Below are 23,523 nucleotides of genomic sequence, written 5' to 3' on the forward strand. Positions count from 1 at the left end.
AGCGCGGGCGGCGGCACAATGGCGCAGGCAGAAACGGAGATGCAGATATGACCGAGGCACAGACCCCCTGGATAGAGCGCTTTCCCGGCTTGGCCCGACTGGATGACAAGACCAAGGCGCATATTCTTGCGCAGTCGTCTCAATTGAGCCTGCCCCGCGGCACGGTGATCTTTGGCCCCGGCAAATCCCCGGAAAACATGCTGTTCCTGCTGGATGGCACCGTACGGGTGCAGCAGGTTTCCGAGACGGGCCGCGAGATCCTGCTGTATCGGATCAACGCGGGCGAAAGCTGCGTGCTGACCACCGCCTGCCTGCTGGCCTATGAGGACTATGCAGCAGAGGGTATTGCCGAAACCGCAGTAACCGCAGCCATCCTGCCCCGTGCAGTGTTTGACGCGCTGGTCGCCGCCTCTGCGGATTTTCGCAGCTTTGTGTTTTCGGCCTTCTCCAAACGGATTACCGATCTGTTTCTGGTGATCGACGAGGTCGCGTTTCAGCGCGTCGATGTGCGACTGGCACAGGCGCTGCTGGATCTGGCCGCGGCTGGCGATCACCTCGCCGTGACCCATCAACAGCTGGCGGTCGATCTGGGCACCGCGCGCGAGGTGGTCTCGCGGCAGATCCAGGAGTTCCAGCGTCGCGGCTGGGTGCAACTGGCACGCGGCCGTGTCGATATCCTCGACCGCGCGGCATTGCAGCGGCTGATCCGGCGCTGACCCGGCACTGATCCTTGGACGGATCAGCGTCGCGCCCCGGTGGGGCGTCCCTTCAGAACCCAAGGCTGGCGGCTGGCTGCGGGTGGCGCGCAGCAAGGGTGACTTAGTCACAGACATCTGCGCAGAACCGGCGTTTTCTGGTGCGAGACATCGCAAAGGAGTGACCAGATGACCAGAAACATAGGTACGCTTGACCGGGCCATTCGGCTGATGCTCGGTGTTGGGCTGATCGCCGCCCCCTTTCTCAGTGATTATGCCATCTTTGCCGCAGGCTGGGCGAAACTGCTGTCGGTGGCGCTTGGCAGTGTCATGCTGCTGGTGGCGCTGACGCGGAGCTGCCCGATCTATACGATTCTTGGCCTGCGCAGCTGTCGGCGCTGACCGGTTGCGGCGCGCGGGCCTGTCGCGTCTAGCGCGCCCTTGACCCGACGTGATGATCACTGTTCAACATCATGCCAAGCGCCCTGAGCGCCAAACGCTACCGAACCGCCCCCCGGTCCGGTGTCACGCGAAGAAAGACCTGAATGCCTCCTCTGCTGATCCGCTATGTGCCGCTGCTGACCTGGGGGCGGGCGTATAGCCGCCTGAACCTCACCAATGATCTGATCGCTGCGGTGATCGTGACGATCATGCTGATCCCGCAATCGCTGGCCTATGCCCTGCTGGCCGGATTGCCGCCCGAGGCCGGGCTATATGCCTCTATCGTGCCGATCCTGCTTTATGCGGTGTTTGGCACCAGCCGGGCGCTGGCCGTCGGACCTGTGGCGGTGGTCTCGCTGATGACGGCCGCCAGCCTGAGCGAGATCGCAGCGCAGGGCAGCATCGGCTACGGGGTTGCAGCACTGTCGCTGGCGGCGCTATCCGGCGCGATCCTGTTGGCGATGGGGCTGCTGCGGCTTGGGTTTCTGGCCAATTTCCTGTCACATCCGGTGATTGCCGGTTTTATCACCGCCTCCGGCGTGTTGATCGCCACCAGCCAGATCAAACATGTGCTGGGGGTGAATGCCGACGGGCACACGCTGCCCGAACTGCTCCTGTCGCTGGCACAGAACCTGCCTGAGCTGAACTGGCCGACGGCACTGATCGGGGTTGGGGCGACGGGGTTTCTGGTCTGGGTCCGGCATGGGCTGAACCCCGCCCTGCGTGCGCTTGGGGTCGGCGCACCGCTGGCCGGGTTCCTGACCAAGGCCGGACCGGTCGCCGCCGTGATTGCCACGACACTTGCGGTCTGGGGGCTGGATCTGGCGGAGCGCGGGGTCAGAATTGTCGGGGCCGTCCCACAGGCGCTGCCGCCCTTCACCCTGCCGGATCTGTCGTATGAGCTGCTGGCGCAGCTCATACTGCCGGCGGTGCTGATCTCGGTCATTGGATTTGTCGAATCCATCTCCGTGGCGCAGACCCTGGCGGCGAAACGGCGCCAGCGTATTGACCCGGATCAGGAGCTGATCGGCCTTGGCAGCGCCAATCTCGGCGCGGCCTTTACCGGCGGTTTCCCGGTGACGGGGGGGTTTTCCCGCTCCGTCGTGAATTTTGATGCCGGCGCCGAAACCCCGGCTGCGGGGGCGTTTACCGCCATCGGGCTGGCCATAGCCGCCGTGGCGCTGACGCCGCTGATCTACTTCCTGCCAAAAGCGACCCTGGCGGCGACCATCATCACGGCGGTTCTTGGATTGGTCGATTTCTCCATCCTGCGGCGGAGCTGCGCCTATTCGAAGGCGGATTTTGCCGCAGTGCTGGCCACCATCGCGCTGACCCTGCTGCTGGGGGTTGAGGCCGGGGTCACCGCCGGGGTGCTGCTGTCGATCCTGCTGCATCTTTACAAATCCTCGCGCCCGCATATTGCCGAGGTCGGGCGGGTGCCGGGCACTGAGCATTTCCGCAATGTCCTGCGTCACGAGGTGGAAACCCATCCCAGCCTGCTGACGCTGCGGGTGGATGAGAGCCTGTTTTTCGCCAATGCGCGATTTCTGGAGGACTGCATTCACCGGCGGGTCGCCGATGATCCGCAGATCGACCATGTGGTGCTGCAATGCTCAGCAATCAATGACATTGACCTGAGCGCGCTGGACTCGCTGGAGGAGATCATGCACCGGCTGTCGGAGATGGGGGTCACCCTGCATCTGTCGGAGGTTAAAGGACCGGTGATGGACCGGTTGCGGCGCGGCGATTTTCTGACGCATCTGAGCGGTCAGGTCTTCCTCAGTCAGCACGACGCGATAGAAGCCCTATGCCCGAAAGATGCGGCCATGCGAATCTCAGTCCCAGGGCTGCACGGCGGATAATCTGGTGCTGGACACAGACAGCGGGCCGCTGACTGTCGCGGCCTGCTGTTCGGCGGTTAGCTATGCGCGGATTGCGACCGGCGAGAGGTTTTCGCGCCGCTCTGATCGGGTCAGGCAACCACCTGGACAAACTTGCGCTTCGACATCTTGGCACTGCGCGCCGGGGCCACTTCGACCAAGCGCAGCGGACGGATACCGATATTGTCGATTCGCTGGATTTCGCCACCGCTGGTGAGGCTCTGATCACGCCAGACCATCCGCACCCGCTCATCCGAGGTCACCATCGCGGAGCCTTCGACCACCCGCCAGTAGGTGCCAAGGGTCGCAACAGACAGCGGCAGGCTCTGCCCCGGCAAGACGGTCAGATGTTTGACAATGTGATGGGCGCCGGTGTCGAGGGTCTCGCTGCGGCCCCAGCTCTCGGTTTCGATTTCGCTGCTGTTGCGGGAGGCGCCCTCGCTCAGCTGATCGGCGTACCAGCTGGCCAGGCTCGCAGCGTCGCTGACACCGGTTGTGGTCTGGGTCAACTCGGCGGGGCCCTGCGCGCCATCCTTGCGGCTGTGCGGCATGGTCTTGCACCAGGTCGCCTCGCCCGAGACGCTGCCGGCCAACCAGGCCTCCCACTCGGCGTCGCTGGCAACTTCCGGTTCCACCTGCCAGGCCGACATCTCGTCCCAGCCTGCATCCATTTCGACCACGGACAAGCGCGCGGCATGGCACAGGATCGCGCTTTCGAAGGTGCTGCTGCGGGCCCGACGGTAGCTGTCGGCATCAAGCGCGAGGATCCCGTCGACCTTCATACCGCGGGTGGCGGCAGCCTTTGCGGGCATCAGAATGCGGGCGGCGTGTTTCTTGTAGGCGGCCATCAAAGTGTCGAGCCGCGCCAGATAGATACCAGTGCTCCAGAGTTTGGCGGCAGGCTGATCACGCCAGCCATCAAAGGCCGGGTTGCGCTGATCGAGGAAGCTGCTGACCGGGGTGGCGCCTTCTGCGTTGAGGCTGCGTGCACATTCGATATAGCCGTGGCTGCGGCAGGCGCGATCGGTTTGCACGCCGAGCATCACGATATCGCCGTTCTGGGCCGCCTGCATCCCCTGAGCCAGAGCATCCTGAAGCTGATCCGCATCGTCAAAATCCTGATCCGCAGGCAGGATCAGCACCAGGCTGTCGGCAGCCGCTTTCAGGCTGTGCAGCGCTGCAATTGTGCCGGCAGCGGTTTTGGTGGCGCCCGGCTCCAGCAGCAGCTGGCCCGCGACCTTCATCGCCTCCATCTGGGTGGCCGCCACCTCGGCAAAAGCGCCGCAGATGAGCACGGTCGGGGCGTGGAACTCGGCAGTGGCAACGGCCGACAGCAGGGTCTGGAAGCGGCTTTGGACACCGGCAGCATCCTCAAAGTGCATCGGCACCATGTCGGCGCCATTGGTGACATCGGCGTCTGTGGCTCCGGCGAGAACGATGGGATAGATCATGCTGCATTCCTTTCGGCGTATCGTGGCGTGTCTGGCTTGAACCAGGGATGACGTGTTGATCTCACACTAGGGAAGTCGGTGCTTGCGATCTTCTATCCAGTGGGCGTTTTGAAGCGCGAAAAAGGATAGTACCCGCACAACCTTAGCGTTGGGCCTTGGCACAATTCACCATAGAAATGTTTCAAATTTCCTTAAAATACGGTCGTGACAGGCAGAGATGCCTTGAGTATGTTCCCGATATGTCCGCACCTGCCTCCACCCCTGTGTCGTCGATCCGCAATCTCGGCCCCGCCTTTGAAGAGGCCTGTCGCAAGGCAGGGATCACCTCGGCCGAGGCGCTGCGCGCCCTGGGGGCCGATGCCGCCTACACCCGCCTGCTGGAGGCTGGCAACAGACCGCATTTCATCGGCTATTATGTTCTGGTGATGGCGCTTCAGGGGCGGCCCTGGAACGACTGCAAGGGGGCGGAGAAGGCGGCGCTGCGCAAGCGGTTCGATGCGCTGAAGGCGGGCAGTTTCGATGCCAATCGCTCGGCTCTGGAGCGGGCGCTGGACGAGATCGGCGTGATCGAACGGCGCTGAATCCGGGAACATTTGCCGAATGATGCGCGTTGTCCTCGCAACAGCAACCGCACATCCGGGAGAATTCTCATGGATCTTATCCGTATCATCGCCGCCGTCATCCTGCCCCCGCTGGGCGTCTTTCTACAGGTCGGTCTGGGCAAGCATTTCTGGCTGAACATCCTGCTGACCCTGCTTGGCTATATTCCGGGTATCGTCCATGCCGTCTGGGTCATCGCGCGGGAGCCGCAGCATGCCTAACCTGCAGATCCCGCAGGAAGACCGCCTGCAATCGCTTGAGCGGCTGGCCCATGGGATGGACCGCGCATTTCGCCTGCCGGTGATCGGCACGCGGATCGGCTGGGACAGTATCCTGGGGCTGGTCCCCGGCGTCGGCGACGCGCTGGCGCTGGCGCCTGCGGGGTATATCGTGCTCTCGGGCTATCGCATGGGGGCCTCATCCGGGACGCTGGCGCGGATGGTCGGCAACATCGGCATCGACGCGCTGATCGGCACCGTGCCCCTGATCGGTGACATTTTCGACATCGGCTGGAAGGCCAACCTGCGCAATGTTGCCCTGCTGAGGCGGCATCTCGAAAAAAAGACGATGGCGGGCGAGCCTCTGGCCAAACGGCTGGCCCGCAGGGGGTTCGACCATATCAACGCCCCAACCCGCAGAACACTGAAGGCCGCCCGTGATCTGCCGCGTCGGCTGCACGCGGGCCGCGCGCGCCCGGCCGCAGAGCCGCGCCACGGCTGATCGCTGCCGCTTACTGGCATCATGACCATCTGATACCCGTGACCGCAAGAAAAAGGCCGCGCCGGATGATCCGGAGCGGCCTTTTCCAATTTTGGTCAGGCTGAAACAGCGGTGGCTTAGCCGACCAGCTCCAGACCGGAGAAGAAATAGGCGATTTCAACCGCTGCGGTTTCCGGTGCGTCGGACCCGTGAACGGAGTTTTCGCCGACGGATTCGGCGAATTCGGCGCGGATGGTGCCGGGAGCCGCGTCTGCGGGGTTGGTCGCGCCCATGATTTCGCGGTTTTTCGCGATGGCGTTTTCACCTTCCAGAACCTGCACAACAACCGGCTCGGAGGACATGAATTCGCAGAGTTCGTCGTAGAAGGGACGCTCAGCGTGGACAGCGTAGAACACGCCGGCCTGCTCTTTGGTCATGTGGATGCGCTTCTGCGCGACGATGCGCAGACCTGCGTCTTCGAATTTCGCGTTGATCTTGCCGGTCAGGTTGCGACGGGTTGCATCGGGTTTGATGATCGAAAAGGTACGTTCCAGAGCCATTTGGCATACTCCTGCAATTTGGGTCGCGGGATGGACCTCCCGGGACCGGAAACTTCGCGCGCCGCCTAGCATGGCTTGCGCGCCATGGGAAGGGGGTTGTTGCACTGCCGCTGCCCCGTGCGGGCCATCGGCGGGCCAAAGTAGCAGGCCAGAGTCGCGACATATATGTCCGTTTGGACGCATCGCGGCACGCTTTGGCCCATTGGACGCCCCGAGGCCAATTGACAGCACCGGGTCACTGGGTCACACCGCTGCCATGTTACGTATCAGCGATATCTCCTATGCGGTCGAAGGCCGTCTATTGTTCGATGGCGCCAGCGCCACGATCCCCACAGGCCACAAGGTCGGATTGGTGGGCCGCAACGGCACCGGCAAGACCACCCTGTTCCGCCTCATCCGCAATGAGCTCTCGCTGGAATCCGGCAGCATCTCGCTGCCCAGCCGGTCGCGCATTGGCGGTGTCGCGCAGGAGGCGCCAGCCTCGGGTGTGTCGCTGATCGATACGGTGCTGGCCGCCGATACCGAGCGCGCCGAGCTGCTGGCGGAGGCCGAGACCGCACAGGATCCGGGCCGGATTGCCGAAATCCAGACCCGCCTTGCCGATATCGACGCCTGGTCCGCCGAAGCGCGCGCCGCCTCGATCCTGAAGGGGCTGGGGTTTGACTATGAGGCGCAGCAGCGCCCCTGTTCGGATTTCTCCGGTGGCTGGCGGATGCGGGTCGCGCTGGCGGCGGTGCTGTTTTCGCAACCCGATCTGCTGCTGCTCGATGAGCCGACCAACTATCTGGACCTGGAAGGCGCGCTGTGGCTGGAGGCCTATCTGGTCAAGTATCCGCACACCGTGATCATCATCAGCCATGACCGCGAGCTGCTGAACCGCTCAGTGAATGGCATCCTGCATCTCGAAGATCTCGGGCTGACGTTTTATTCCGGCAACTATGATCAGTTTGCCCGCCAGCGCGCCGCCAACCGCGCCAATCAGGCGGCACAGGCCAAGAAGCAGGACGCCCGCCGGGCGCATTTGCAGGCCTTTGTCGATCGGTTCAAGGCCAAGGCAAGCAAGGCCAAACAGGCGCAGAGCCGCGTCAAGATGCTGGAGAAGATGGAGACCATCCGCGCGCCCGAAGACGCCGCGCGCACGGTCTTCACCTTTCCCGAACCCGAAGAACTGTCGCCGCCGATCATCGCCACCGAGGGCGCATCGGTGGGCTATGACGGCACCACGATCCTGAGTCGGCTGGACCTGCGCATTGATCAGGACGACCGCATTGCGCTTCTGGGCAAAAACGGTGAGGGCAAATCCACCCTCTCCAAGATGCTGTCGGGCCGGCTGGATGTAATGACGGGCAAGATGACCCAGTCCAGCAAGCTGCGGATCGGCTTCTTTGCCCAGCATCAGGTCGATGAGCTGCATATTGACGAAACCCCGTTGCAGCATCTGCAACGCGAACGCCCCAATGAGGGCCAGGCCCGTCTGCGCGCAAGGCTGGCAGGCTTTGGTCTCGGGTCGGATCAGGCGGATACCGAGGTCGGGCGCCTCTCTGGTGGGCAAAAGGCGCGTCTGTCGCTGCTGCTGGCCACCCTGCCCGCGCCGCATCTGCTGATCCTCGACGAGCCGACCAACCACCTGGATATCGAAAGCCGGGAGGCGCTGGTGGAGGCGCTGACCGCCTATTCCGGCGCGGTCATTCTGGTCAGCCACGATATGCACCTGCTCAGCCTTGTTGCCGACCGGCTGTGGCTGGTCTCCGGCGGCACGGTGAAACCCTATGAAGGCGATCTGCCCTCCTACCGCGATCTGCTGCTCACACGGGACAAACCGGCGGGCAAATCCAAGGCCAAGGCGGAAAAGCCCAAACGCCCGTCGCGCGATGCGCTACAGGCGCTGCGCGCCGAGGTGCGCAAAGGCGAGGCACGGCTGGAGAAGGTCAGCGAAATGCGCGACAAACTGGCCAAGAAACTGGCCGATCCTGCCCTCTATGACGAAGATCGCAAGGATGAGGCGCTGGTCTGGCAGCGCAAATACGCCGAGGTGATGGAGGCGCAGGACCGGGCAGAGGATCTGTGGCTGAAGGCGGTTGAAAAACTGGAAAAGGCAGAAGCGCTATGATCGATACCGCCTTTTTGATCACCTCCTTTGTGACGCTGTTCGTGATTGTCGATCCGATTGGATTGACGCCGATCTTTCTGGCGCTGACCCAGGGCATGACGCCAGCGCAGCGGCGGGCGATTGCCCTGCGCTCCACCATCACCGCTGCAGTGCTGCTGGCGGTGTTTGCGGCCTTTGGCGAGGCGGTGCTGGGGTTTGCCGGGATTTCCATGGCCGCCTTTCGCATCGCGGGCGGCGTTCTGCTGTTCCTGACCGCGCTCGACATGTTGTTTGAACGTCGCAACAAGCGGCGCGAGGACCGCAGCGAGGAAGATGACTTTGACGATCCCTCGGTCTTTCCACTGGCGATCCCGCTGATTGCCGGGCCGGGCTCAATTGCCACGGTGATCCTGCTGACCGGTCAGCAGCCGGGGTTTGCCGGATTTGCCATGGTGATGGCGGTGGTCTTTGCAGTGCTGAGCATCCTGTTGCTGATGTGCCTGTTCTCCGGCCTGTTTGAACGGCTGCTGGGCAAGACCGGCATTACTGTTGTGACACGGCTGCTGGGGATGCTGCTGGCCGCGCTGTCGGTGCAATTCGTGCTGGACGGGTTGCAGGCCTTTGGATTTGCCGGGGGCTGAGCCTCTCGAAACTTTCCGGGTGCCTCCCCATATTGAGGGGAGAGATCGGCGCAAGGCAGGAGAAACAGGTTGGACGGCATCGAAACTCCACGATTGATCTATCTGGTGTTGCTGCTGGTCGCGGTTGGCTCCTGGGTGTTTGTGCAGAACCGGCAGGGGCTGGGCAAAACCGTGCAGCAGCTGGCGATCTGGGCGTTCATCTTTCTTGGCGTGATAGCCGGTTACGGCCTGTGGGAGGACATCCGCAGCACGGTGCAGCCGCAGCAGGTGGTGATGCGCGACGAGGGGCGCGTGGATGTGCCGCGTGCGCGCGACGGGCATTATTATCTGACCGTCGATGTCAACGAGGTGCCGGTGCGCTTCCTGGTCGATACCGGCGCCAGCGCCGTGGTGCTGAATGCAAAGGATGCGCGGCGGGTTGGCATTGATCCCGAAAGCCTTGCCTATCTGGGACGGGCGCGCACCGCCAATGGCGAGGTGCGCACTGCGCTGGCCACGGTCAAGAGCATGTCGCTGGGCGACATCACCGACCGCGATATCACGCTTTCGGTGAACGAGGGGCAGATGGATCAGTCGCTCCTGGGGATGGATTACCTGCAACGCTGGTCCAGCATCGAGATCCGCAACGGATCGCTGATCCTGACGCGCTGAGGCCAGCGCCGCCCCCCTTTCGCGGGTTGATACCTAGGCGGTTTTCTCGGCCTTTTTCTCCCAGCGCCCGCTCTCTTCGGACCAATATTGCGCTGAGCATCCCGCATCGGTGAGGGATTTCCACTGCACCCGTGCGCGGGCCACCGCGTCCGGGTTGGTGCCGTCAAACAGAATGCAGACCCGCTCCAGCGCGGCAACCTCCTCCGCCGTGACCTCGGCGCCATCCACCGCCATCAGGCAGCTGGTACCGGGCACCGGCGTCGCCTCATGGCTGAGCAGAACGGGCTGAAGCGCATCATGGGGGCCGCCGAGAATACCATGCGGAAGAAACTGCTCCTCCGGCCCAAGCCACAGCCGTTCGTCCAGCTGCGTGATCCGCGGCAGGTCCACCCCGCGCACGACAATGCGCCACCCGGCGCCAAGCGCCTTGTCGAGGAGGACCGGCAGCGTCTCTTCAAGCGAACGCCGGGTCAGATGGTAGAAATAGGCCGCCCCCATGGTCTGTATCTCTGCCTGTCTCAGTCCGTCTCGAACATATTCTGCACCAGCCGGTTCAACGCCATGACGCCCCAGCCGGTCGCGCCTTTGGGGGCGTAGTCGGTGTCTGTCTTGACCGAGGCGACGCCTGCGATATCCAGATGGATCCAGGGGGTGTCTTCCTTGACGAAACGTTGCAGGAACTGCGCGGCGGTGATCGACCCGGCCGGGCGTCCACCGATGTTCTTCATGTCGGCAATGCGCGATTTCAGCATGTCGTCATAGGCCTTGCCCAGAGGCATCCGCCAGGCGCCCTCGCCCTCGGCTTCGGCGGCTTTCAGGAAGCGGTTGCAGAAGGTGTCGTCATTGGAGAAGACGCCCGCGTTTTCATGGCCAAGGCCGATGATAATGGCGCCAGTCAGGGTGGCGAGGTCGATCATGCCCACCGGTTTGAAGCGCTCCTGCGCGTACCACATCACGTCGCAGAGAACCAAGCGCCCCTCGGCGTCGGTATTGATCACCTCGACGGTGTCACCCTTCATGGATCTGATGACATCGCCCGGGCGGGTCGCATTGCCCGACGGCATGTTCTCGACCAGCCCGACAAGACCGACCACATTGGCTTTCGCCTTGCGCAGGGCCAGCGCCCGCATGGTGCCCGCAACAACGCCGGCACCGCCCATATCCATGGTCATGTCTTCCATGCCCGCGCCCGGTTTCAGCGAGATGCCGCCAGTGTCAAACACCACGCCCTTGCCCACCAGCGCCAGCGGTGCGGAGTCGGTTTCGCCGCCGTTCCACTGCATCACCACCACTTTCGACGGGCTGTCGGACCCCTGCCCCACGCAGAGCAGCGTCCGCATGCCCAGCTCTTCCAGCTGGTCCTCGTCGAGCACCTCAACCTTCAGTCCGAGGCTTTCCATCTCCGCCAGCCGATTGGCAAATTCTGTAGTGGTCAGCACATTGGCAGGCTCATTGACCAGATCGCGGGTCATGTGGACACCTTCGGCCACGGCTGCCAGCGGGCCATAGGCGGCCTCGACATCGGCGGGGGATTTATGGGCGATCACCACCTCAGCGTCGGAGGGGGCCTTGTCGCCGGTCTTGTGATCGTCAAAGCGATAGTCGCGCAGAGCCATCCCCAGCGCCAGATCCGCAGCGCGTGGCATGGAGCCTGCCATCACCGTCACCGATTTTCCATCGCTGCGCGCGGCCAGCTTGGCGCCGGCCTTGCGCGCCTCGATCGCGCTGATCTTGCGCGGGGTGACCAGAATATCCAGCGCCTCGGCTTTCATGCCAGCGGGCCAGGCCAGCGAAATCACATCGCCCGCCTTGGTCTTCTCAAAACCCTTTGCTTCAACCAGACGTGCCAGCGCCCCTTTGGTCAGCCGGTTTGCCGTGCGCGCTGCCTGCCCCAATGTCCCCTCCGGGGTGATCTGAACCACCACACGGCCCTCAATCTCGGAGAGGGTCTTGGGATCAAATTCGACAAAACGTGTAGGGGTCAGCGGACGCATGTGCGGGGCTCCTGTCAGGGTCAATTCCTCAATCCCCAACAGGTAGCCTGCCTGTGCGACAATGACTAGGGCCAGATATGGTTTGACCGCCGTCGAAGGATGCGCAGAACGGGCTAGCGGGCGGCCACCGGCCGACTGTCGCGCGTCCGCAGAATGCAGTTTTCCCCGGCCAACAAATCCTCTAAGGTCTCCTCAAAACAAGGGCAGTAGGATCTGGGGGGATCGCGTGTCACGATACGACAGATATGTGCTGTCCCAATACCTACTGTTTTTCGGGTTCTTTGCCTTGATTCTGGTGGCCGTATTCTGGATCAACCGCGCGGTGGTGCTGTTTGACCGGCTGATCGGCGACGGGCAGTCGGCCTTGGTTTTCCTGGAATTCACCGCCCTTGCCCTGCCGAATCTGGTGCGTATGGTGCTGCCGGTTGCGGCCTTTGCCGCATCGGTCTGGGTGACCAACCGGCTCAACAGCGAAAGCGAACTGACGGTTCTGCGGGCCACCGGCACCAGCCCCTGGCAGATGGCGAAACCGGCGCTGGCCTTTGGCCTGATCACCGCGCTGATGATGTCGATCCTGACCCATGTTCTGCTGCCTGCCTCCATCGCAACGCTGGAGCAGCGCGAATCCGAGGTCGCCCGCAATGTGACAGCCAAGCTGCTGAGCGAGGGTGATTTCCTGCATCCGGCGCGTGGCGTCACCTTCTACATTGGTCGGATTGACCCCGATGGGACGCTCAATGACGTGTTCCTGTCCGATCGCCGCAACCCGGCAGAAAGCGTCACCTATACCGGCGGCAAGGCCTATCTGGTGCGCGACGACGACAGGACCCATCTGGTGATGGTTGATGGCATGTCACAGCGTATCGACGCTGAGACCCAGCGCTTGTCTTCCACCATTTTTTCCGATTTTTCCTATGATATCAGTAGCCTTGCCAACAAAGCTGAAGAAAAGACCCGCAATATCCGCGCCATCCCCAGCCTTGAGTTGCTGCGCGAGATGCCGAAGCTGATCGCCGATGGCCCCTATAGTGCCGGCGCGCTGGCCGAAGAGCTGCACCTGCGGTTTGCCCGTGCCCTGGTCTGTGTCGCTGTGGTGCTGATCGGCTTTGCCTCCCTGATGCTGGGCGGTTTCTCGCGATTTGGAGTCTGGCGGCAGGCGCTTCTTGCCTTTGTGCTGCTGATCTTTGTCGAGGGGCTGCGCGGCGTGGTCTCCGAGCCGGTGCTGCGCAACGCCGATTTCTGGCCGCTGATCTACCTGCCGACGCTGATCGGGCTGCTGGTCGGGCTGGCGTTTCTGCAATTGGCGGCCAAGCCGCTGGGACCGCTGCTGGCGCGGCGGCGCCATAGCCGCCAAACCCGCAGGGAGCGCGCCACATGACCCTGGACCTGTATTACGCGCGCCGCTTTTTGCAATGGTTTGCAGTGATTTGCGGCGTCCTGTTAACGCTTGTGATGTTGATCGACCTGAATGAGCAGATCCGCCGGTTTGAGGCGCAGGACCTGTCGCTGGGCCAGCTGTTCGGCCTGACGCTGCTCAATACCCCTGCGGCGCTGAGTGAATTTCTGCCGTTGATCATGATCCTCACCACCATCGTGCTATTCATCGGGCTGGCGCGCAGCAGCGAGCTGGTGGTGACCCGCGCCATTGGCCGTTCGGGCATCCGCGCGCTGGCGGCTCCGGTGCTGCTGGCGGCGCTGATCGGGGTGCTGGCTGTCAGCACGTTGAACCCGATCGTGGCGGCGACCTCCAACCGCTACCGCGATCTGGCGGAGACCTACCGCAACGGCGGCCCGGCGGCGCTGTCGCTTACCGGTGAGGGCTTGTGGCTGCGGCAGGGCGGCGCGTTGGGGCAATCGGTCATCCACGCCACCGGCTACAGCGGCGATACCGGCGATATCACGCTCCATGATGTGACGATCCTCTCTTACGGCCCCGAAGGCCGCCCGATCCGCCAGACGCTTGCGGAACAGGCGACGCTGGATGGCGGCGACTGGGTGCTGACCAAGGCCAAGGTCTGGCCGCTCATCGTGGGTGTGAACCCCGAGACCAACGCCGAGCGGCACCCGACACTGCGCCTCTCGACCACGCTGACATCGGAGCGGATTCGCGACACGCTGGGCACTGCGACCGGGATCTCCGTCTACGATCTGCCCGCCACGATCCGCGAGCTGTCCGAGGCCGGGTTCTCCACCAAGCGCTATGAGGTCTGGTTGCAGGTGGAACTGGCGCGACCGCTGTTCCTGATCGCCATGGCGCTGGTTGGCGCCGCCTTTACCATGCGCCATACGCGGTTTGGCGGCACCGGTCTGGCGGTTCTGACAGCGGTGCTGCTGGGGTTCGGGCTTTATTTTCTGCGCAATTTCGCCCAGATCCTGGGGGAAAACGGCCAGATCCCCGTGGCGCTGGCCGGCTGGGCACCGCCGGTGGCGGCGATCCTGCTGACGATGGGGTTACTCTTACATGCCGAGGACGGATAACATGCGCCGCGCCCTGCTACTCTCGACGGTTCTGCCCTGGCTGGCGGTTGGCCAGCTGGCGCTGAGCGATGTCGCCCATGCCCAGAGCGCCCGCCCCGGCGCCGCTGCGCAATCGGCTGATACGCCCGCAATTCTGGTGGCCGACCAGCTGTTCATCACCCCGGATCGTACCCTAGTGGCCGAAGGCAATGTCGAAGCGTTCCAGGGCGATGTCAGGCTCCGGGCGCGGAAGATCACTTTTGATCAGACCCAAGGCGCCCTGCAGATCGAAGGCCCCATTCGCATCGACGAAGGCGGCGACATCACCATTCTGGCTGATGCTGCCGAGCTGGACCGGGATATGCGCAATGGCCTGCTGGTCGGCGCGCGCATGGTGTTTCAGCAGCAGCTGCAACTGGCCTCCCTGCAGATGACCCGCGTTGGCGGCCGCTACACGCAGCTTTACAAAACCGCCGTCACCTCCTGCCATGTCTGCACCGACGGGCGGCCGCCGCTCTGGCAGATCCGGGCCGAACGGATCACCCACGATCAGCAGGAGCGCCAGCTCTATCTGGAGAACGCCCAGCTGAGGATCTTGGACACGCCGGTGTTCTATTTCCCCGGCATCCGCCTGCCCGACCCGACGCTGGAGCGGGCCAATGGATTTCTGATTCCGTCGATCCGCACCACCTCGAACCTCGGCACCGGGGTGAAACTGCCGTATTTCCTGACCATCGGCCCACATCGCGACCTGACGCTGTCGCCCTATCTGTCGTCGCGTACCCGGACGCTGGACATGCGCTATCGTCAGGCCTTCCGCCGTGGCGAGATCGAAATCAACGGCGCCTATACCCGGGATGAGCTCTACCGGGGCGAGGATCGCGGCTATGTCTTTGCCGAGGGGACCTTTGATCTGCCCAATGCGTTCAAGCTGCGGTTCGATCTCAAGACGGTGTCGGATGATGCCTATCTGGTCGACTACGGCCTGCGTGATCTGGACCGCCTCCGCTCCGAGGTTGTGGTGACCAAGGTCGAGCGCGACAGCCTGTTCCGCGCCAGCGCGATTTCCTACAAGACACTGCGCGATAGCGAAAATCAGGATCTGATCCCGTCCTCCGTCGGCAACCTCTACTATGAACGACGGTTTTTCCCGACGCAGATCGGCGGCGAGCTGCGCCTGTCACTGGAAACCCACGGTCATAACCGAACCTCCGACATCCGGGGCAACCTGACCGATCCGGGCGGCCGCGATATTGGCCGGGCGACATTTGATGTGGACTGGCACCGCAGCTGGCGCTTTGCCAACGGGCTGGTGGCGGACTGGTCGCTGGGCGCTGCGGCGGATGCCTTTGCGGTCTATGACGACGATGTCTTTGCCAATAACACCTCGCGCTTCAGCCCACGCAGCGCGCTCACCTTCCGCCTGCCGATGACCCGGCGGGAGCAATCCGGCGCCACGCAGTTTCTGGAACCGATCCTGCAGATCGGCTGGACTGATACCGGCGATACCGCTGTCCCCAACGACGAAAGCAATTTCGTGGAGTTCGACCGGGGCAACCTGCTGGATCTGTCGCGGTTTCCGGCCACCGATGCGCGCGAGGACGGGGTGACGGTGGCTTTCGGGCTGAACTGGGCGCGGTTCTCGCCCAGTGGCTGGCAGGCCTCTGCCACCATCGGGCAGGTGTTCCGCGACAGCGACGATGGTCGGTTCACCAAGAGCTCCGGCCTCGGCGGCACCTCCTCCGACCTCCTGATGGCCGCGCAGCTGAAGCTGAACGATGATCTGGCGATCACCACGCGGGGCCTGTTGAACGGCTCACTCAACTTCTCCAAGGCGGAGGTGCGCGGCGACTGGATGACCGACCGCAGCCGCCTGACCGGCACCTATATGTGGCTGGGCACCGATCCCGCCGAAGGCCGCGCCGAGGAGGTCTCCGAACTCTGGTTCGACGGTGCCTATGAGGTCAGCCCCGGCTGGACCGCCAGCGCCAATCTGCGCTACGACATCTCTGACGCCCGGGCCACCCGCGCAGGCCTCGGGCTGGTCTATTCCAACGAATGCGTGACGGTCGATCTTTCGGTCAACCGGCGCTATACATCGACAACAAGTGTTGAGCCGACAACGGATTTCGGCTTTACCATCGCGTTAAACGGGTTTTCCGTGGACAGCGGCAGCAAGAAGTACAGGCGATCATGCAAAAACACCTGAGTTTCCGGCCCCAAGATGCGGCCCCCTTCGTTCAGCGACTGACCCAGACCGCAACAGCCGTGGCGCTGGCAGCGGCGGTGATCTTCGCCCCCGCCCCCGCCGCCCTGGCACAGGGGCTGTTTGCCCCGGCGGTGACGGTGAATGACGCAGTGGTCACAAATTACGAGCTGCAACAGCGCGCCCGGTTCCTGACCCTGCTGCGCGATCCGGGCGATCCGCTGGAAAAAGCCCGCGAAGACCTCATCGAGGACCGGTTGAAACTCGACGTTCTGGCCCAGGCCGGGATCGAGCCGACCGAAGAAGAAATTGTCGCAGGTATGACCGAACTGGCCGGCCGCGCCAATCTCAGCCTGCAGGAATTCCTGAATGTGCTGGGTCAGAATGGCGTGGCGCCTGAAACCCTGCGCGATTTCACCCGCGTCGGCATTGCCTGGCGCGAATATATCGCTGCGCGCTACCTTGCACAGGCCCGCCCCAGCGAGGAAGAGATCGACCGCGCCATGGGGCTTGCCGGTTCCGGTGGTGTCGAGGTGCTCCTGTCCGAGCTGATCATGCCGATCAACGCGCAGAATGCCGCCCAGGTCGAGGATATCGCCCAACAGGTCAGCCGGATCACCACCACCGGCGCGTTTTCGCAGGCCGCGCAACAATATTCGGCCACGGCCACCCGGCAGAGCGGCGGACGGCTGCCCTGGATGCCGCTGACCAACCTGCCCCCCCAGCTGCAACAGGTCGTCCTGGCGCTGCGCCCCGGTGAAGTCACTGCGCCGCTGCCGCTGGATGGCGCGGTTGCCCTGTTCCAGCTGCGTGATCTGCGCGAAACCAGCGGCGCCGCACCCAGCTACGCCGCCATCGAATACGCGGCCTACTATCTGCCCGGAGGCCGCACCCCCGAGGCGCTGGCCGCTGGCACCAAGGTGGTCAATGCGGTTGACAGCTGCGATGATCTCTATGGTGTGGCCAAGGGTCAGGATCCCTCTGTACTGGACCGCGAAACCCTGGCGCCGGGTGAGATCCCGCAGGATATCGCCATTGAACTTGCCAAGCTCGACCCTAATGAGACCTCGCTGGCGCTGACCCGCAACAATGGCCAGACCCTGATGCTGCTGATGCTCTGTGGCCGCACCGCTGAAGTGAACGCCGAAGCCAGCCGCGAAAGCGTCGGCAATGCGCTGACCCAGCAACGGCTCGGCGCCTTTGCCGACAGCCTTCTGGAACAGCTGAAAGCCGACGCGCGGATCAGCGGAGAATGAGCCGCCCTGCCCGCCCCTTGCCCATCGCGCTCAGCTGTGGGGAACCGGCGGGCATCGGCCCGGAACTGGCGGTCAAAGCCTGGCAGGACTTGCGCGACAGTTGCCCGTTCCTGTGGCTGGGCGATCCGCGACACCTGCCCACGGGAACAGACTGGCAAGAGATCGATAATGCCGCTGAGGCCGTCGATGTCAGTGCCAGCGCTATGCCTGTGCTGCGGGTCGACTTTGCCGCCCCAACCGTGCCCGGACAGCTCAACCCCGACAATGCCGCCGGTGTCATCCGCGCCATTGAGGCCGGTGTCGCGCTGGTGCAATCCGGCGAGGCCAGCGCGCTCTGCACCGCGCCGATCCACAAGAAGGCGCTGATTGACGGCGCCGCATTTGCCTACCCCGGCCATACCGAGTTTCTCGCCCATCTGGGCGGCTCGCCAAATGTCGTCATGATGTTGGCAAGCCCGGAGCTGCGGGTGGTGCCCGCCACCATCCATATCCCCCTGTCACAGGTCCCGCAGCAGCTGACGGCCGACGGCCTGCGCCGCACGATTGAAATCACCGCGCAGGGGCTGCGGGACCAGTTTGGCCTGGCCCACCCCCGGATTGCGGTTGCGGGGCTGAACCCCCATGCCGGTGAAGATGGCGCCATGGGCCACGAAGAGCTGGATTGGATGCGCGGGCTGATTGCCGATATGCAGGGCGGCGCCTATACACTCTCTGGGCCGCACCCTGCCGACACGATGTTCCATGCCGCCGCACGCGCGCGTTATGACGCGGCAATCTGCATGTATCACGATCAGGCGCTGATCCCGATCAAGACGCTCGATTTCGATCGCGGCGTCAATGTCACGCTGGGGCTGCCGTTCATCCGCACCTCGCCGGATCACGGCACTGCCTGCGATATCGCCGGTCAGGGGATCGCCAACCCCTCCAGCCTGATCGAGGCGCTGCGGCTGGCGCAATCCATGGCGCAGCGCCGGACCCCGAACGCGGCCAGCAGCACTTGAAACTTCTTCTGGCCGGAAATATCCCCGCCGGAGGCATGAAAATCTAAGGCGCAGCCGCTGCGCCCCGTCCCAAGGTACAGATGATATGAGCGCTATCGACTCCCTTCCTCCCCTGCGTGAGGTGATCGAGACCCACCAGCTCTCGGCGCGCAAATCGCTGGGGCAGAATTTTCTTCTGGATCTGAACCTGACGGCAAAAATTGCCCGCCAGGCCGGCGACCTCAGCGAATGCGACGTGCTGGAAATCGGTCCCGGTCCCGGCGGTCTGACCCGCGGTCTGCTGGCCGAAGGCGCGCGGCGCGTGCTGGCGGTGGAGAAGGACAGCCGCTGCATCCCCGCACTCGCAGAGGTGGCCGCGGCCTATCCGGGCCGGTTGCAGGTCATCGAAGGTGACGCGCTGGAGGTGAACCCGCTCACCCATCTGACACCGCCCATCCGTATCGCCGCCAACCTGCCCTACAACGTCGGCACCGAACTGCTGGTGCGCTGGCTGACACCAAAGGCCTGGCCGCCCTTCTGGCAGAGCCTGACGCTGATGTTCCAGCGCGAGGTCGCCGAACGGATCGTCGCGCAGCCCGGCAGCAAGGCCTATGGACGACTGGCGCTGCTGGCGCAGTGGCGCGCCGATGCCCGCATCGTGCTGTCGCTGCCGCCGGAGGCCTTCAGCCCGCCACCTAAGGTCCATAGCGCGGTGGTGCATCTGAAAGCGCTGGAGGCACCCCGGTATCCGGCAGATGCCGGCACCCTGAACAAGGTGGTGGCCGCCGCCTTCAACCAGCGCCGCAAGATGCTGCGCGCCAGTCTCAAGAGCGTGAGCCCCGATATTGAGGATCACCTTGTGGCGGTGGGCATTCCACCAACCGAGCGGGCGGAACAGGTCGGGCTGGAAGCCTTCTGCGCGCTGGCGCGAAGCCTGAAGAACGAATCCTGACCAGCCACACCAGACAGGCAACGACATCCATCCCAGTCTGTCCGCAATGTGACTGACAAGAGAAAAGCCCGGTCTCAGCTGAGACCGGGCTTTTTATCTATCCCTGTATCCTTCGATCCGGTCGAACGGCCGGTCTGCGGATTATTCGGCCGCTTCGGGAGCGTCTTCAGCCGTGGGTTTCGGCTTGGGCTTGCGCCGAGGTGCTGGTTTGCGTTCCGGTGCCGCGGCCCCATCTGCTGCCGGGGCATCGGCGCCCGCCTTGGGCGCGTCCGCGTTTGCCTCATCTGTCGAGCCACTGTCAGGCTTGTCGCCCTCAGCTTTGGGCTTGCGGCTGCGCGGTTTGCGCGCTGCTGGCTTTGCCGGTTTGCTGTCGCCGTCGCTGTCGGCGGCGGACTGATCGCGGCTCTCGGGTGTTTCCACCAGGCCACTGTCACCATTGCCATCGCGCGGATCCATCACGTCGGGCTGGGGCGCGGCGGACGGATCGTCGGAGCGGCTGTCCGCCTCGCGTTCCTGGCGCTCCAGACGCTCTGCGCGTTCACGGTCCCGCTCAGCCTGACGCTCGCGGTTCTGGCGTTCCTGCTCTTCGCGACGCGCATCAATTTCGCGTTGCGCTTCGTTCAGCATGCGCAGGTAATGCTCAGCATGCTGTTGGAAATTCTCGGTGGCAACGCGATCATTGCTCAGCTGGGCATCGCGCGCCAGCTGATTGTATTTGTCGATGATCTGTTGCGGCGTTCCGCGTACCTTGCCTTCGGGGCCGGAGCTGTCGAACACGCGGTTGACAACATTTGCGCCTGCTGGGCGGTTCCGGTTCGACTTGGAACGCGAACGTGATTTGGACGATCTCATATGCCTAACGTCAGCCTTGATTGTATTTGTCGTGGATCCATACCAGCGCGCCTCTGCGCCGGATCATCGACCATTTTGGGCTTGATGTCGCCGGGAGGTATTCTTTACCTCACCCTAAAGCGACTTCTTTGAGTAATCATGTTCCGCCCTTTCAGACAAGGGGGTCCAGGCGATTATCGGTGCTTTTTCTTACGAAACTACAAATTCAGGCCATTTTCACGGGTTTAGGAGCTGTTTTGGCCACAGCTGCGGCCACAGACCACCCGGTCGCGCCCATCCATATCCGGCAGGATGCGGACCTCTTTCAACCCGGCCGACAGCAGAAGATCACTGACCGCCGTACCCTGCGTCGGGCCGATCTCCAGAAAGACCCGCCCCCCTGCGGCCAGATGATCGCCGAGATCGGCGGCGATGGTCCGATAGGCGCCAAGCCCGTCGCCGCCATCCGTCAGCGCCATCTCCGGCTCATGGGCGCGCACCTCATCCGAAAGCTCCGACATTTCGTCAAGCGCGATATAGGGCGGGTTGGAGACAATCAGATCGAACTTCCCCTCGACGGCGGAAAACCAGTCCGACTGCAGGATTTCGGCACGCGCCTCAACCCGGTGCAGCACCGCATTGGCGCTCGCCTGAAGGCAGGCAGCTTCGCTCAGATCGACGCCAACGCCGGTCGCGGCACGCTGCTCGGCCAGCAGGGTGACCAGAATGCAGCCCGATCCAAGGCCGAGGTCCAGCACCCGCGAGAACGGTTCGGCCAACGCCGCCTCGATCAGGGTTTCGGTTTCAGGACGCGGATCCAGCACATCGCCGGAGACCTTGAAGCGGCGGCCATAAAACTCCCGCTCGCCAATCAGCTGAGACACCGGCACCCGGATGGCGCGCAGGGCGATGAGCTGCTCATAGCGCTCGGCGATTTCAGGCGCCAGATCTTCGGGCGCGATCAGGGTCACGCGGCTGGCCTCGATCCGGGCGGCATGGGCCAGCAGGATCCGCGCATCGCGCGCCGGGTCCGGCACACCGGCCGCGCGCAGCCGGGCCGCAGCGGCAGCCATCGCCTGAGCGGCTGTCTGCGGCGCGTTCATTGGCCCATCTCGGCCAGCAGCCGCGCCTGATCGTCCGCCGTCAGCGCGTCGATGATCTCGTCCAGATCGCCCTGCATGATCTGATCAAGCTTATAGAGCGTCAGGTTGATACGGTGATCCGACATCCGGCCCTGCGGAAAGTTGTAGGTACGGATCCGCTCCGACCGGTCGCCAGAGCCGACCTGACTGGCGCGATCGGCGGACCGTTCACTGTCGATGCGCTGGCGCTCCAGATCGTAAAGCCGCGTGCGCATGACCTGCATCGCGATCTCGCGGTTGCGGTGCTGCGATTTCTCGGAGCTGACCACAATAATACCGGTGGGAATATGGGTGATCCGCACAGCGGAATCGGTGGTGTTCACATGCTGGCCACCGGCCCCGGAGGCGCGCATGGTGTCGATCCGCAGATCCGCCGGATCAATGCGAAGATCGACATCCTCCGCCTCGGGCAGCACCGCAACCGTGGCGGCAGAGGTGTGGATGCGCCCGCCGGATTCGGTCACCGGAACGCGTTGCACGCGGTGGACACCGGACTCATATTTCAACCGGGCAAAGACGTTTTCGCCTTTGACATGGGCGACCACCTCTTTCAGCCCGCCGAGTTCGGTTGTCTGTTCCTCGATGATGTCAAACCCCCAGCCCCGCGCCTCGGCGTAGCGCTGATACATGCGCAGCAGATCCCCGGCGAACAGGGCCGCCTCATCGCCGCCGGTGCCGGGGCGGATTTCCAGAATGGCCGGGCGGCTGTCGGCCTCATCCCGGGGCAGCAGCGCCAGTTGCAGCGCATGTTCGGCCTCGGGCAACGCCGCGCGCAGCTGGGGCAGCTCCTCCTCCGCCAGCGCCGCCATATCGGGATCGGCGAGCATGTCTTCTGCCTCCTGAAGATCGGACAGCAGGCGGCGATAGGCGCTGATCTGCTCGGCAACCGGGCGCAGATCGGAATATTCCTTGGCCAGAGCCGCAATATCGCCGCCTGCGACACCCTCTGCCATTGCGGCCTCAAGATACTGAAACCGTTGTAAAATCTGCTCGAGGCGGTCTTCGGGGATCATGCGTGCAATATCCGTATCGATCTGTCTTTTGCGCAAGGCTGCCCTTGTGATATGCTAGGGTCATGCAACATGCCAGTCCTCATATTGCGGGAAAGGATCATGCGCAGCGCCGCCTGCCTGAGCTTGGGTGGCTGCCCCCTGCGACACCAGGCCTGCCCCGCTCTTTGCTGTATCTGCTGGGGTTTGCGCTGTCGTGGAGCGCAACCGCGTCGCCCATTCAGGCCGATGTTGTCGCGCCAAATGGGCGCACGATCGACTGTTATTGCACCGATAAGAGCGGCGGCCGGGTTGAGCTGGGCGAATTTGTCTGCCTGCAGGTCGACGGGCGCATGTTCACGGCCCAATGTCAGATGTCGCTGAATGTGCCGATGTGGCGCGAAGTTCAGGCGGGCTGCCTTGCGGCTGAGGCTGATACGGCGCCGGCCATCTCGACGGCGGCGGAGCCGCTGCCACGGATCTGATCCCACCGATATGCGTTTGTTGAGATTGGCCTGTCATATCAGACCGGGCAGCATACGCGGCCGGGAGATCCGCATCAGGGCGCTATTGCGGTGTGGGCGCCATCTGCGCGATCCAGCTGTTGATCCGGTCATTGTTGGCGCCCAGATCGGAGCGGCCAAACCGCAGACGGGCATAGACTTTCAGCAGATCGCCATCCTGCCGCGCGGTGGTGTAATCGGGAAAGCCCAGAAACCGCGTACGCGTCACATAGGTGACCATCTCATCCTCAACCGAACCGGCCAGCACACGGGTGCGCGGAGCGTTGCTGGCAACGTTGTGGAACCGCTCCAGCCCGTCCTCGCCACTGCGCAGCACCCGGAACACGCCACCGCGAAAGGTCTTGTCTTCGGTGAATTCAGGCTGGGTGTTCCAGTCCAGCGGATCGCTGGGCGCCAGCCGGATAAACCCGAGCACCACAACGACTGCTGCGATGCTCAGCCAGACAAATATCATCACTCGACCCATATGGTCCGCTCTCCCTCGT

Annotated in this window: 24 protein-coding genes; 16 read left to right on the top strand and 8 right to left on the bottom strand. The window is 63.6% G+C overall.

The window, feature by feature from the left end; all coding sequences use genetic code 11:
* Positions 1–47: 47 nt before the first annotated feature.
* The 3 genes from VWY60_RS02695 to VWY60_RS02705 all read left to right on the top strand — a co-directional run bounded on the left by VWY60_RS02695 (position 48) and on the right by VWY60_RS02705 (position 2,998).
* Positions 48–716: a Crp/Fnr family transcriptional regulator gene (locus VWY60_RS02695; protein ID WP_416539755.1), complete on the top strand. Its 669-nt coding sequence runs from the start codon at positions 48–50 to the stop codon at positions 714–716.
* A 168-nt stretch (positions 717–884) separates the two neighbouring features.
* Positions 885–1,097, top strand: coding sequence for a DUF2892 domain-containing protein (locus VWY60_RS02700; protein WP_340545873.1), 213 nt, complete (start codon positions 885–887; stop codon positions 1,095–1,097).
* Between the two features lie 143 nt (positions 1,098–1,240).
* Complete coding sequence (locus VWY60_RS02705) at positions 1,241–2,998, top strand: SulP family inorganic anion transporter (protein ID WP_416539756.1); 1,758 nt, start codon at positions 1,241–1,243, stop codon at positions 2,996–2,998.
* A gap of 110 nt (positions 2,999–3,108) precedes the next feature.
* Here the strand turns inward: VWY60_RS02705 and VWY60_RS02710 are convergent, their stop codons facing one another.
* The gene (locus VWY60_RS02710; RefSeq protein WP_416539757.1) at positions 3,109–4,467 is read right to left on the bottom strand and encodes an alginate biosynthesis protein; all 1,359 of its coding nucleotides are present in this window, start codon (positions 4,465–4,467) and stop codon (positions 3,109–3,111) included.
* Between the two features lie 239 nt (positions 4,468–4,706).
* Between VWY60_RS02710 and VWY60_RS02715 the strand changes: the two genes are divergently transcribed.
* The 3 genes from VWY60_RS02715 (at position 4,707) to VWY60_RS02725 (ending at position 5,787) form a co-directional block, all read left to right on the top strand.
* A complete protein-coding gene (locus VWY60_RS02715; RefSeq protein ID WP_416539758.1) occupies positions 4,707–5,048 on the top strand; it encodes a TfoX/Sxy family protein in 342 nt (113 codons plus the stop codon).
* Between the two features lie 69 nt (positions 5,049–5,117).
* Positions 5,118–5,288 carry a YqaE/Pmp3 family membrane protein gene (locus VWY60_RS02720; RefSeq protein ID WP_014874958.1) on the top strand — a complete coding sequence of 57 codons (171 nt, stop codon included), beginning with the start codon at positions 5,118–5,120 and terminating at the stop codon, positions 5,286–5,288.
* Complete coding sequence (locus tag VWY60_RS02725; protein ID WP_340545876.1) at positions 5,281–5,787, top strand: DUF4112 domain-containing protein; 507 nt, start codon at positions 5,281–5,283, stop codon at positions 5,785–5,787. Before VWY60_RS02720 ends, VWY60_RS02725 begins: the two co-directional genes overlap by 8 nt.
* A 116-nt stretch (positions 5,788–5,903) precedes the next feature.
* Here VWY60_RS02725 and ndk read toward each other — a convergent pair whose 3' ends face one another.
* A complete protein-coding gene (gene ndk / locus VWY60_RS02730; RefSeq protein WP_340545877.1) occupies positions 5,904–6,326 on the bottom strand; it encodes a nucleoside-diphosphate kinase in 423 nt (140 codons plus the stop codon).
* Positions 6,327–6,582: 256 nt separating this feature from the next.
* Here ndk and VWY60_RS02735 point away from each other — a divergent pair, with 256 nt between their 5' ends.
* The 3 genes from VWY60_RS02735 to VWY60_RS02745 all read left to right on the top strand — a co-directional run bounded on the left by VWY60_RS02735 (position 6,583) and on the right by VWY60_RS02745 (position 9,707).
* Positions 6,583–8,436, top strand: a complete 1,854-nt coding sequence (locus VWY60_RS02735; RefSeq protein ID WP_340545878.1) for an ABC-F family ATP-binding cassette domain-containing protein — start codon at positions 6,583–6,585, stop codon at positions 8,434–8,436.
* The gene (locus tag VWY60_RS02740; RefSeq protein ID WP_340545879.1) at positions 8,433–9,056 is read left to right on the top strand and encodes a MarC family protein; all 624 of its coding nucleotides are present in this window, start codon (positions 8,433–8,435) and stop codon (positions 9,054–9,056) included. The genes VWY60_RS02735 and VWY60_RS02740 overlap by 4 nt, the downstream gene beginning before the upstream one ends.
* Before the next feature lie 69 nt (positions 9,057–9,125).
* Complete coding sequence (locus VWY60_RS02745) at positions 9,126–9,707, top strand: retropepsin-like aspartic protease family protein (protein ID WP_416539759.1); 582 nt, start codon at positions 9,126–9,128, stop codon at positions 9,705–9,707.
* A 33-nt stretch (positions 9,708–9,740) separates the two neighbouring features.
* Here the strand turns inward: VWY60_RS02745 and VWY60_RS02750 are convergent, their stop codons facing one another.
* Positions 9,741–10,205, bottom strand: coding sequence for a DNA polymerase III subunit chi (locus tag VWY60_RS02750; protein WP_416534212.1), 465 nt, complete (start codon positions 10,203–10,205; stop codon positions 9,741–9,743).
* A 20-nt stretch (positions 10,206–10,225) separates the two neighbouring features.
* Positions 10,226–11,701 carry a leucyl aminopeptidase gene (locus tag VWY60_RS02755; protein WP_416539760.1) on the bottom strand — a complete coding sequence of 492 codons (1,476 nt, stop codon included), beginning with the start codon at positions 11,699–11,701 and terminating at the stop codon, positions 10,226–10,228.
* Between the two features lie 226 nt (positions 11,702–11,927).
* On the opposite strand from VWY60_RS02755, the gene lptF reads away from it, so the two are divergent.
* From lptF to rsmA, 6 genes are all read left to right on the top strand, one after another.
* Entirely contained in the window at positions 11,928–13,079 is a 1,152-nt protein-coding gene (lptF, locus tag VWY60_RS02760; protein WP_416538949.1) for an LPS export ABC transporter permease LptF, read from the top strand.
* On the top strand, positions 13,076–14,179 hold the full coding sequence (gene lptG / locus VWY60_RS02765; protein ID WP_340545884.1) for an LPS export ABC transporter permease LptG: 1,104 nt from the start codon (positions 13,076–13,078) through the stop codon (positions 14,177–14,179). Before lptF ends, lptG begins: the two co-directional genes overlap by 4 nt.
* Before the next feature lies 1 nt (position 14,180).
* Entirely contained in the window at positions 14,181–16,367 is a 2,187-nt protein-coding gene (locus VWY60_RS02770; RefSeq protein ID WP_416539761.1) for an LPS-assembly protein LptD, read from the top strand.
* Positions 16,352–17,620: a peptidylprolyl isomerase gene (locus VWY60_RS02775; protein WP_340545886.1), complete on the top strand. Its 1,269-nt coding sequence runs from the start codon at positions 16,352–16,354 to the stop codon at positions 17,618–17,620. The genes VWY60_RS02770 and VWY60_RS02775 overlap by 16 nt, the downstream gene beginning before the upstream one ends.
* Complete coding sequence (pdxA, locus tag VWY60_RS02780) at positions 17,617–18,621, top strand: 4-hydroxythreonine-4-phosphate dehydrogenase PdxA (RefSeq protein ID WP_416539762.1); 1,005 nt, start codon at positions 17,617–17,619, stop codon at positions 18,619–18,621. The genes VWY60_RS02775 and pdxA overlap by 4 nt, the downstream gene beginning before the upstream one ends.
* 85 nt (positions 18,622–18,706) lie before the next feature.
* Positions 18,707–19,552 (top strand): 16S rRNA (adenine(1518)-N(6)/adenine(1519)-N(6))-dimethyltransferase RsmA, encoded by an 846-nt coding sequence (gene rsmA, locus VWY60_RS02785; RefSeq protein WP_340545888.1) that lies wholly within the window; start codon positions 18,707–18,709, stop codon positions 19,550–19,552.
* A 141-nt stretch (positions 19,553–19,693) separates the two neighbouring features.
* Here the strand turns inward: rsmA and VWY60_RS02790 are convergent, their stop codons facing one another.
* From VWY60_RS02790 to prfA, 3 genes are all read right to left on the bottom strand, one after another.
* A complete protein-coding gene (locus tag VWY60_RS02790) occupies positions 19,694–20,404 on the bottom strand; it encodes a DUF4167 domain-containing protein (RefSeq protein ID WP_416539763.1) in 711 nt (236 codons plus the stop codon).
* Between the two features lie 224 nt (positions 20,405–20,628).
* Positions 20,629–21,486, bottom strand: coding sequence for a peptide chain release factor N(5)-glutamine methyltransferase (gene prmC, locus VWY60_RS02795; protein ID WP_416538953.1), 858 nt, complete (start codon positions 21,484–21,486; stop codon positions 20,629–20,631).
* Positions 21,483–22,538 (bottom strand): peptide chain release factor 1, encoded by a 1,056-nt coding sequence (prfA, locus tag VWY60_RS02800; RefSeq protein WP_340546327.1) that lies wholly within the window; start codon positions 22,536–22,538, stop codon positions 21,483–21,485. Before prfA ends, prmC begins: the two co-directional genes overlap by 4 nt.
* A gap of 173 nt (positions 22,539–22,711) precedes the next feature.
* On the opposite strand from prfA, the gene VWY60_RS02805 reads away from it, so the two are divergent.
* On the top strand, positions 22,712–22,999 hold the full coding sequence (locus tag VWY60_RS02805) for a hypothetical protein (protein WP_416539826.1): 288 nt from the start codon (positions 22,712–22,714) through the stop codon (positions 22,997–22,999).
* Positions 23,000–23,081: 82 nt separating this feature from the next.
* Here VWY60_RS02805 and VWY60_RS02810 read toward each other — a convergent pair whose 3' ends face one another.
* Positions 23,082–23,504, bottom strand: coding sequence for a DUF1499 domain-containing protein (locus VWY60_RS02810; RefSeq protein ID WP_416539764.1), 423 nt, complete (start codon positions 23,502–23,504; stop codon positions 23,082–23,084).
* Between the last annotated feature and the right edge of the window lie 19 nt (positions 23,505–23,523).

Source organism: Phaeobacter sp. JH20_26 (assembly GCF_048056275.1).
Taxonomy (GTDB): Bacteria; Pseudomonadota; Alphaproteobacteria; order Rhodobacterales; family Rhodobacteraceae; genus Phaeobacter; species Phaeobacter bryozoorum.

Bases quoted from the DNA above. Each gene is read 5' to 3' on its own strand.
- VWY60_RS02695 (WP_416539755.1), top strand. From the start codon at position 48: ATGACCGAGGCACAGACCCCCTGGATAGAGCGCTTTCCCGGCTTGGCC.
- VWY60_RS02700 (WP_340545873.1), top strand. From the start codon at position 885: ATGACCAGAAACATAGGTACGCTTGACCGGGCCATTCGGCTGATGCTC.
- VWY60_RS02705 (WP_416539756.1), top strand. From the start codon at position 1,241: ATGCCTCCTCTGCTGATCCGCTATGTGCCGCTGCTGACCTGGGGGCGG.
- VWY60_RS02710 (WP_416539757.1), bottom strand. From the start codon at position 4,467: ATGATCTATCCCATCGTTCTCGCCGGAGCCACAGACGCCGATGTCACC.
- VWY60_RS02715 (WP_416539758.1), top strand. From the start codon at position 4,707: ATGTCCGCACCTGCCTCCACCCCTGTGTCGTCGATCCGCAATCTCGGC.
- VWY60_RS02720 (WP_014874958.1), top strand. From the start codon at position 5,118: ATGGATCTTATCCGTATCATCGCCGCCGTCATCCTGCCCCCGCTGGGC.
- VWY60_RS02725 (WP_340545876.1), top strand. From the start codon at position 5,281: ATGCCTAACCTGCAGATCCCGCAGGAAGACCGCCTGCAATCGCTTGAG.
- ndk (WP_340545877.1), bottom strand. From the start codon at position 6,326: ATGGCTCTGGAACGTACCTTTTCGATCATCAAACCCGATGCAACCCGT.
- VWY60_RS02735 (WP_340545878.1), top strand. From the start codon at position 6,583: ATGTTACGTATCAGCGATATCTCCTATGCGGTCGAAGGCCGTCTATTG.
- VWY60_RS02740 (WP_340545879.1), top strand. From the start codon at position 8,433: ATGATCGATACCGCCTTTTTGATCACCTCCTTTGTGACGCTGTTCGTG.
- VWY60_RS02750 (WP_416534212.1), bottom strand. From the start codon at position 10,205: ATGGGGGCGGCCTATTTCTACCATCTGACCCGGCGTTCGCTTGAAGAG.
- VWY60_RS02755 (WP_416539760.1), bottom strand. From the start codon at position 11,701: ATGCGTCCGCTGACCCCTACACGTTTTGTCGAATTTGATCCCAAGACC.
- lptG (WP_340545884.1), top strand. From the start codon at position 13,076: ATGACCCTGGACCTGTATTACGCGCGCCGCTTTTTGCAATGGTTTGCA.
- VWY60_RS02770 (WP_416539761.1), top strand. From the start codon at position 14,181: ATGCGCCGCGCCCTGCTACTCTCGACGGTTCTGCCCTGGCTGGCGGTT.
- VWY60_RS02775 (WP_340545886.1), top strand. From the start codon at position 16,352: ATGCAAAAACACCTGAGTTTCCGGCCCCAAGATGCGGCCCCCTTCGTT.
- pdxA (WP_416539762.1), top strand. From the start codon at position 17,617: ATGAGCCGCCCTGCCCGCCCCTTGCCCATCGCGCTCAGCTGTGGGGAA.
- rsmA (WP_340545888.1), top strand. From the start codon at position 18,707: ATGAGCGCTATCGACTCCCTTCCTCCCCTGCGTGAGGTGATCGAGACC.
- VWY60_RS02790 (WP_416539763.1), bottom strand. From the start codon at position 20,404: ATGAGATCGTCCAAATCACGTTCGCGTTCCAAGTCGAACCGGAACCGC.
- prmC (WP_416538953.1), bottom strand. From the start codon at position 21,486: ATGAACGCGCCGCAGACAGCCGCTCAGGCGATGGCTGCCGCTGCGGCC.
- prfA (WP_340546327.1), bottom strand. From the start codon at position 22,538: ATGATCCCCGAAGACCGCCTCGAGCAGATTTTACAACGGTTTCAGTAT.
- VWY60_RS02810 (WP_416539764.1), bottom strand. From the start codon at position 23,504: ATGGGTCGAGTGATGATATTTGTCTGGCTGAGCATCGCAGCAGTCGTT.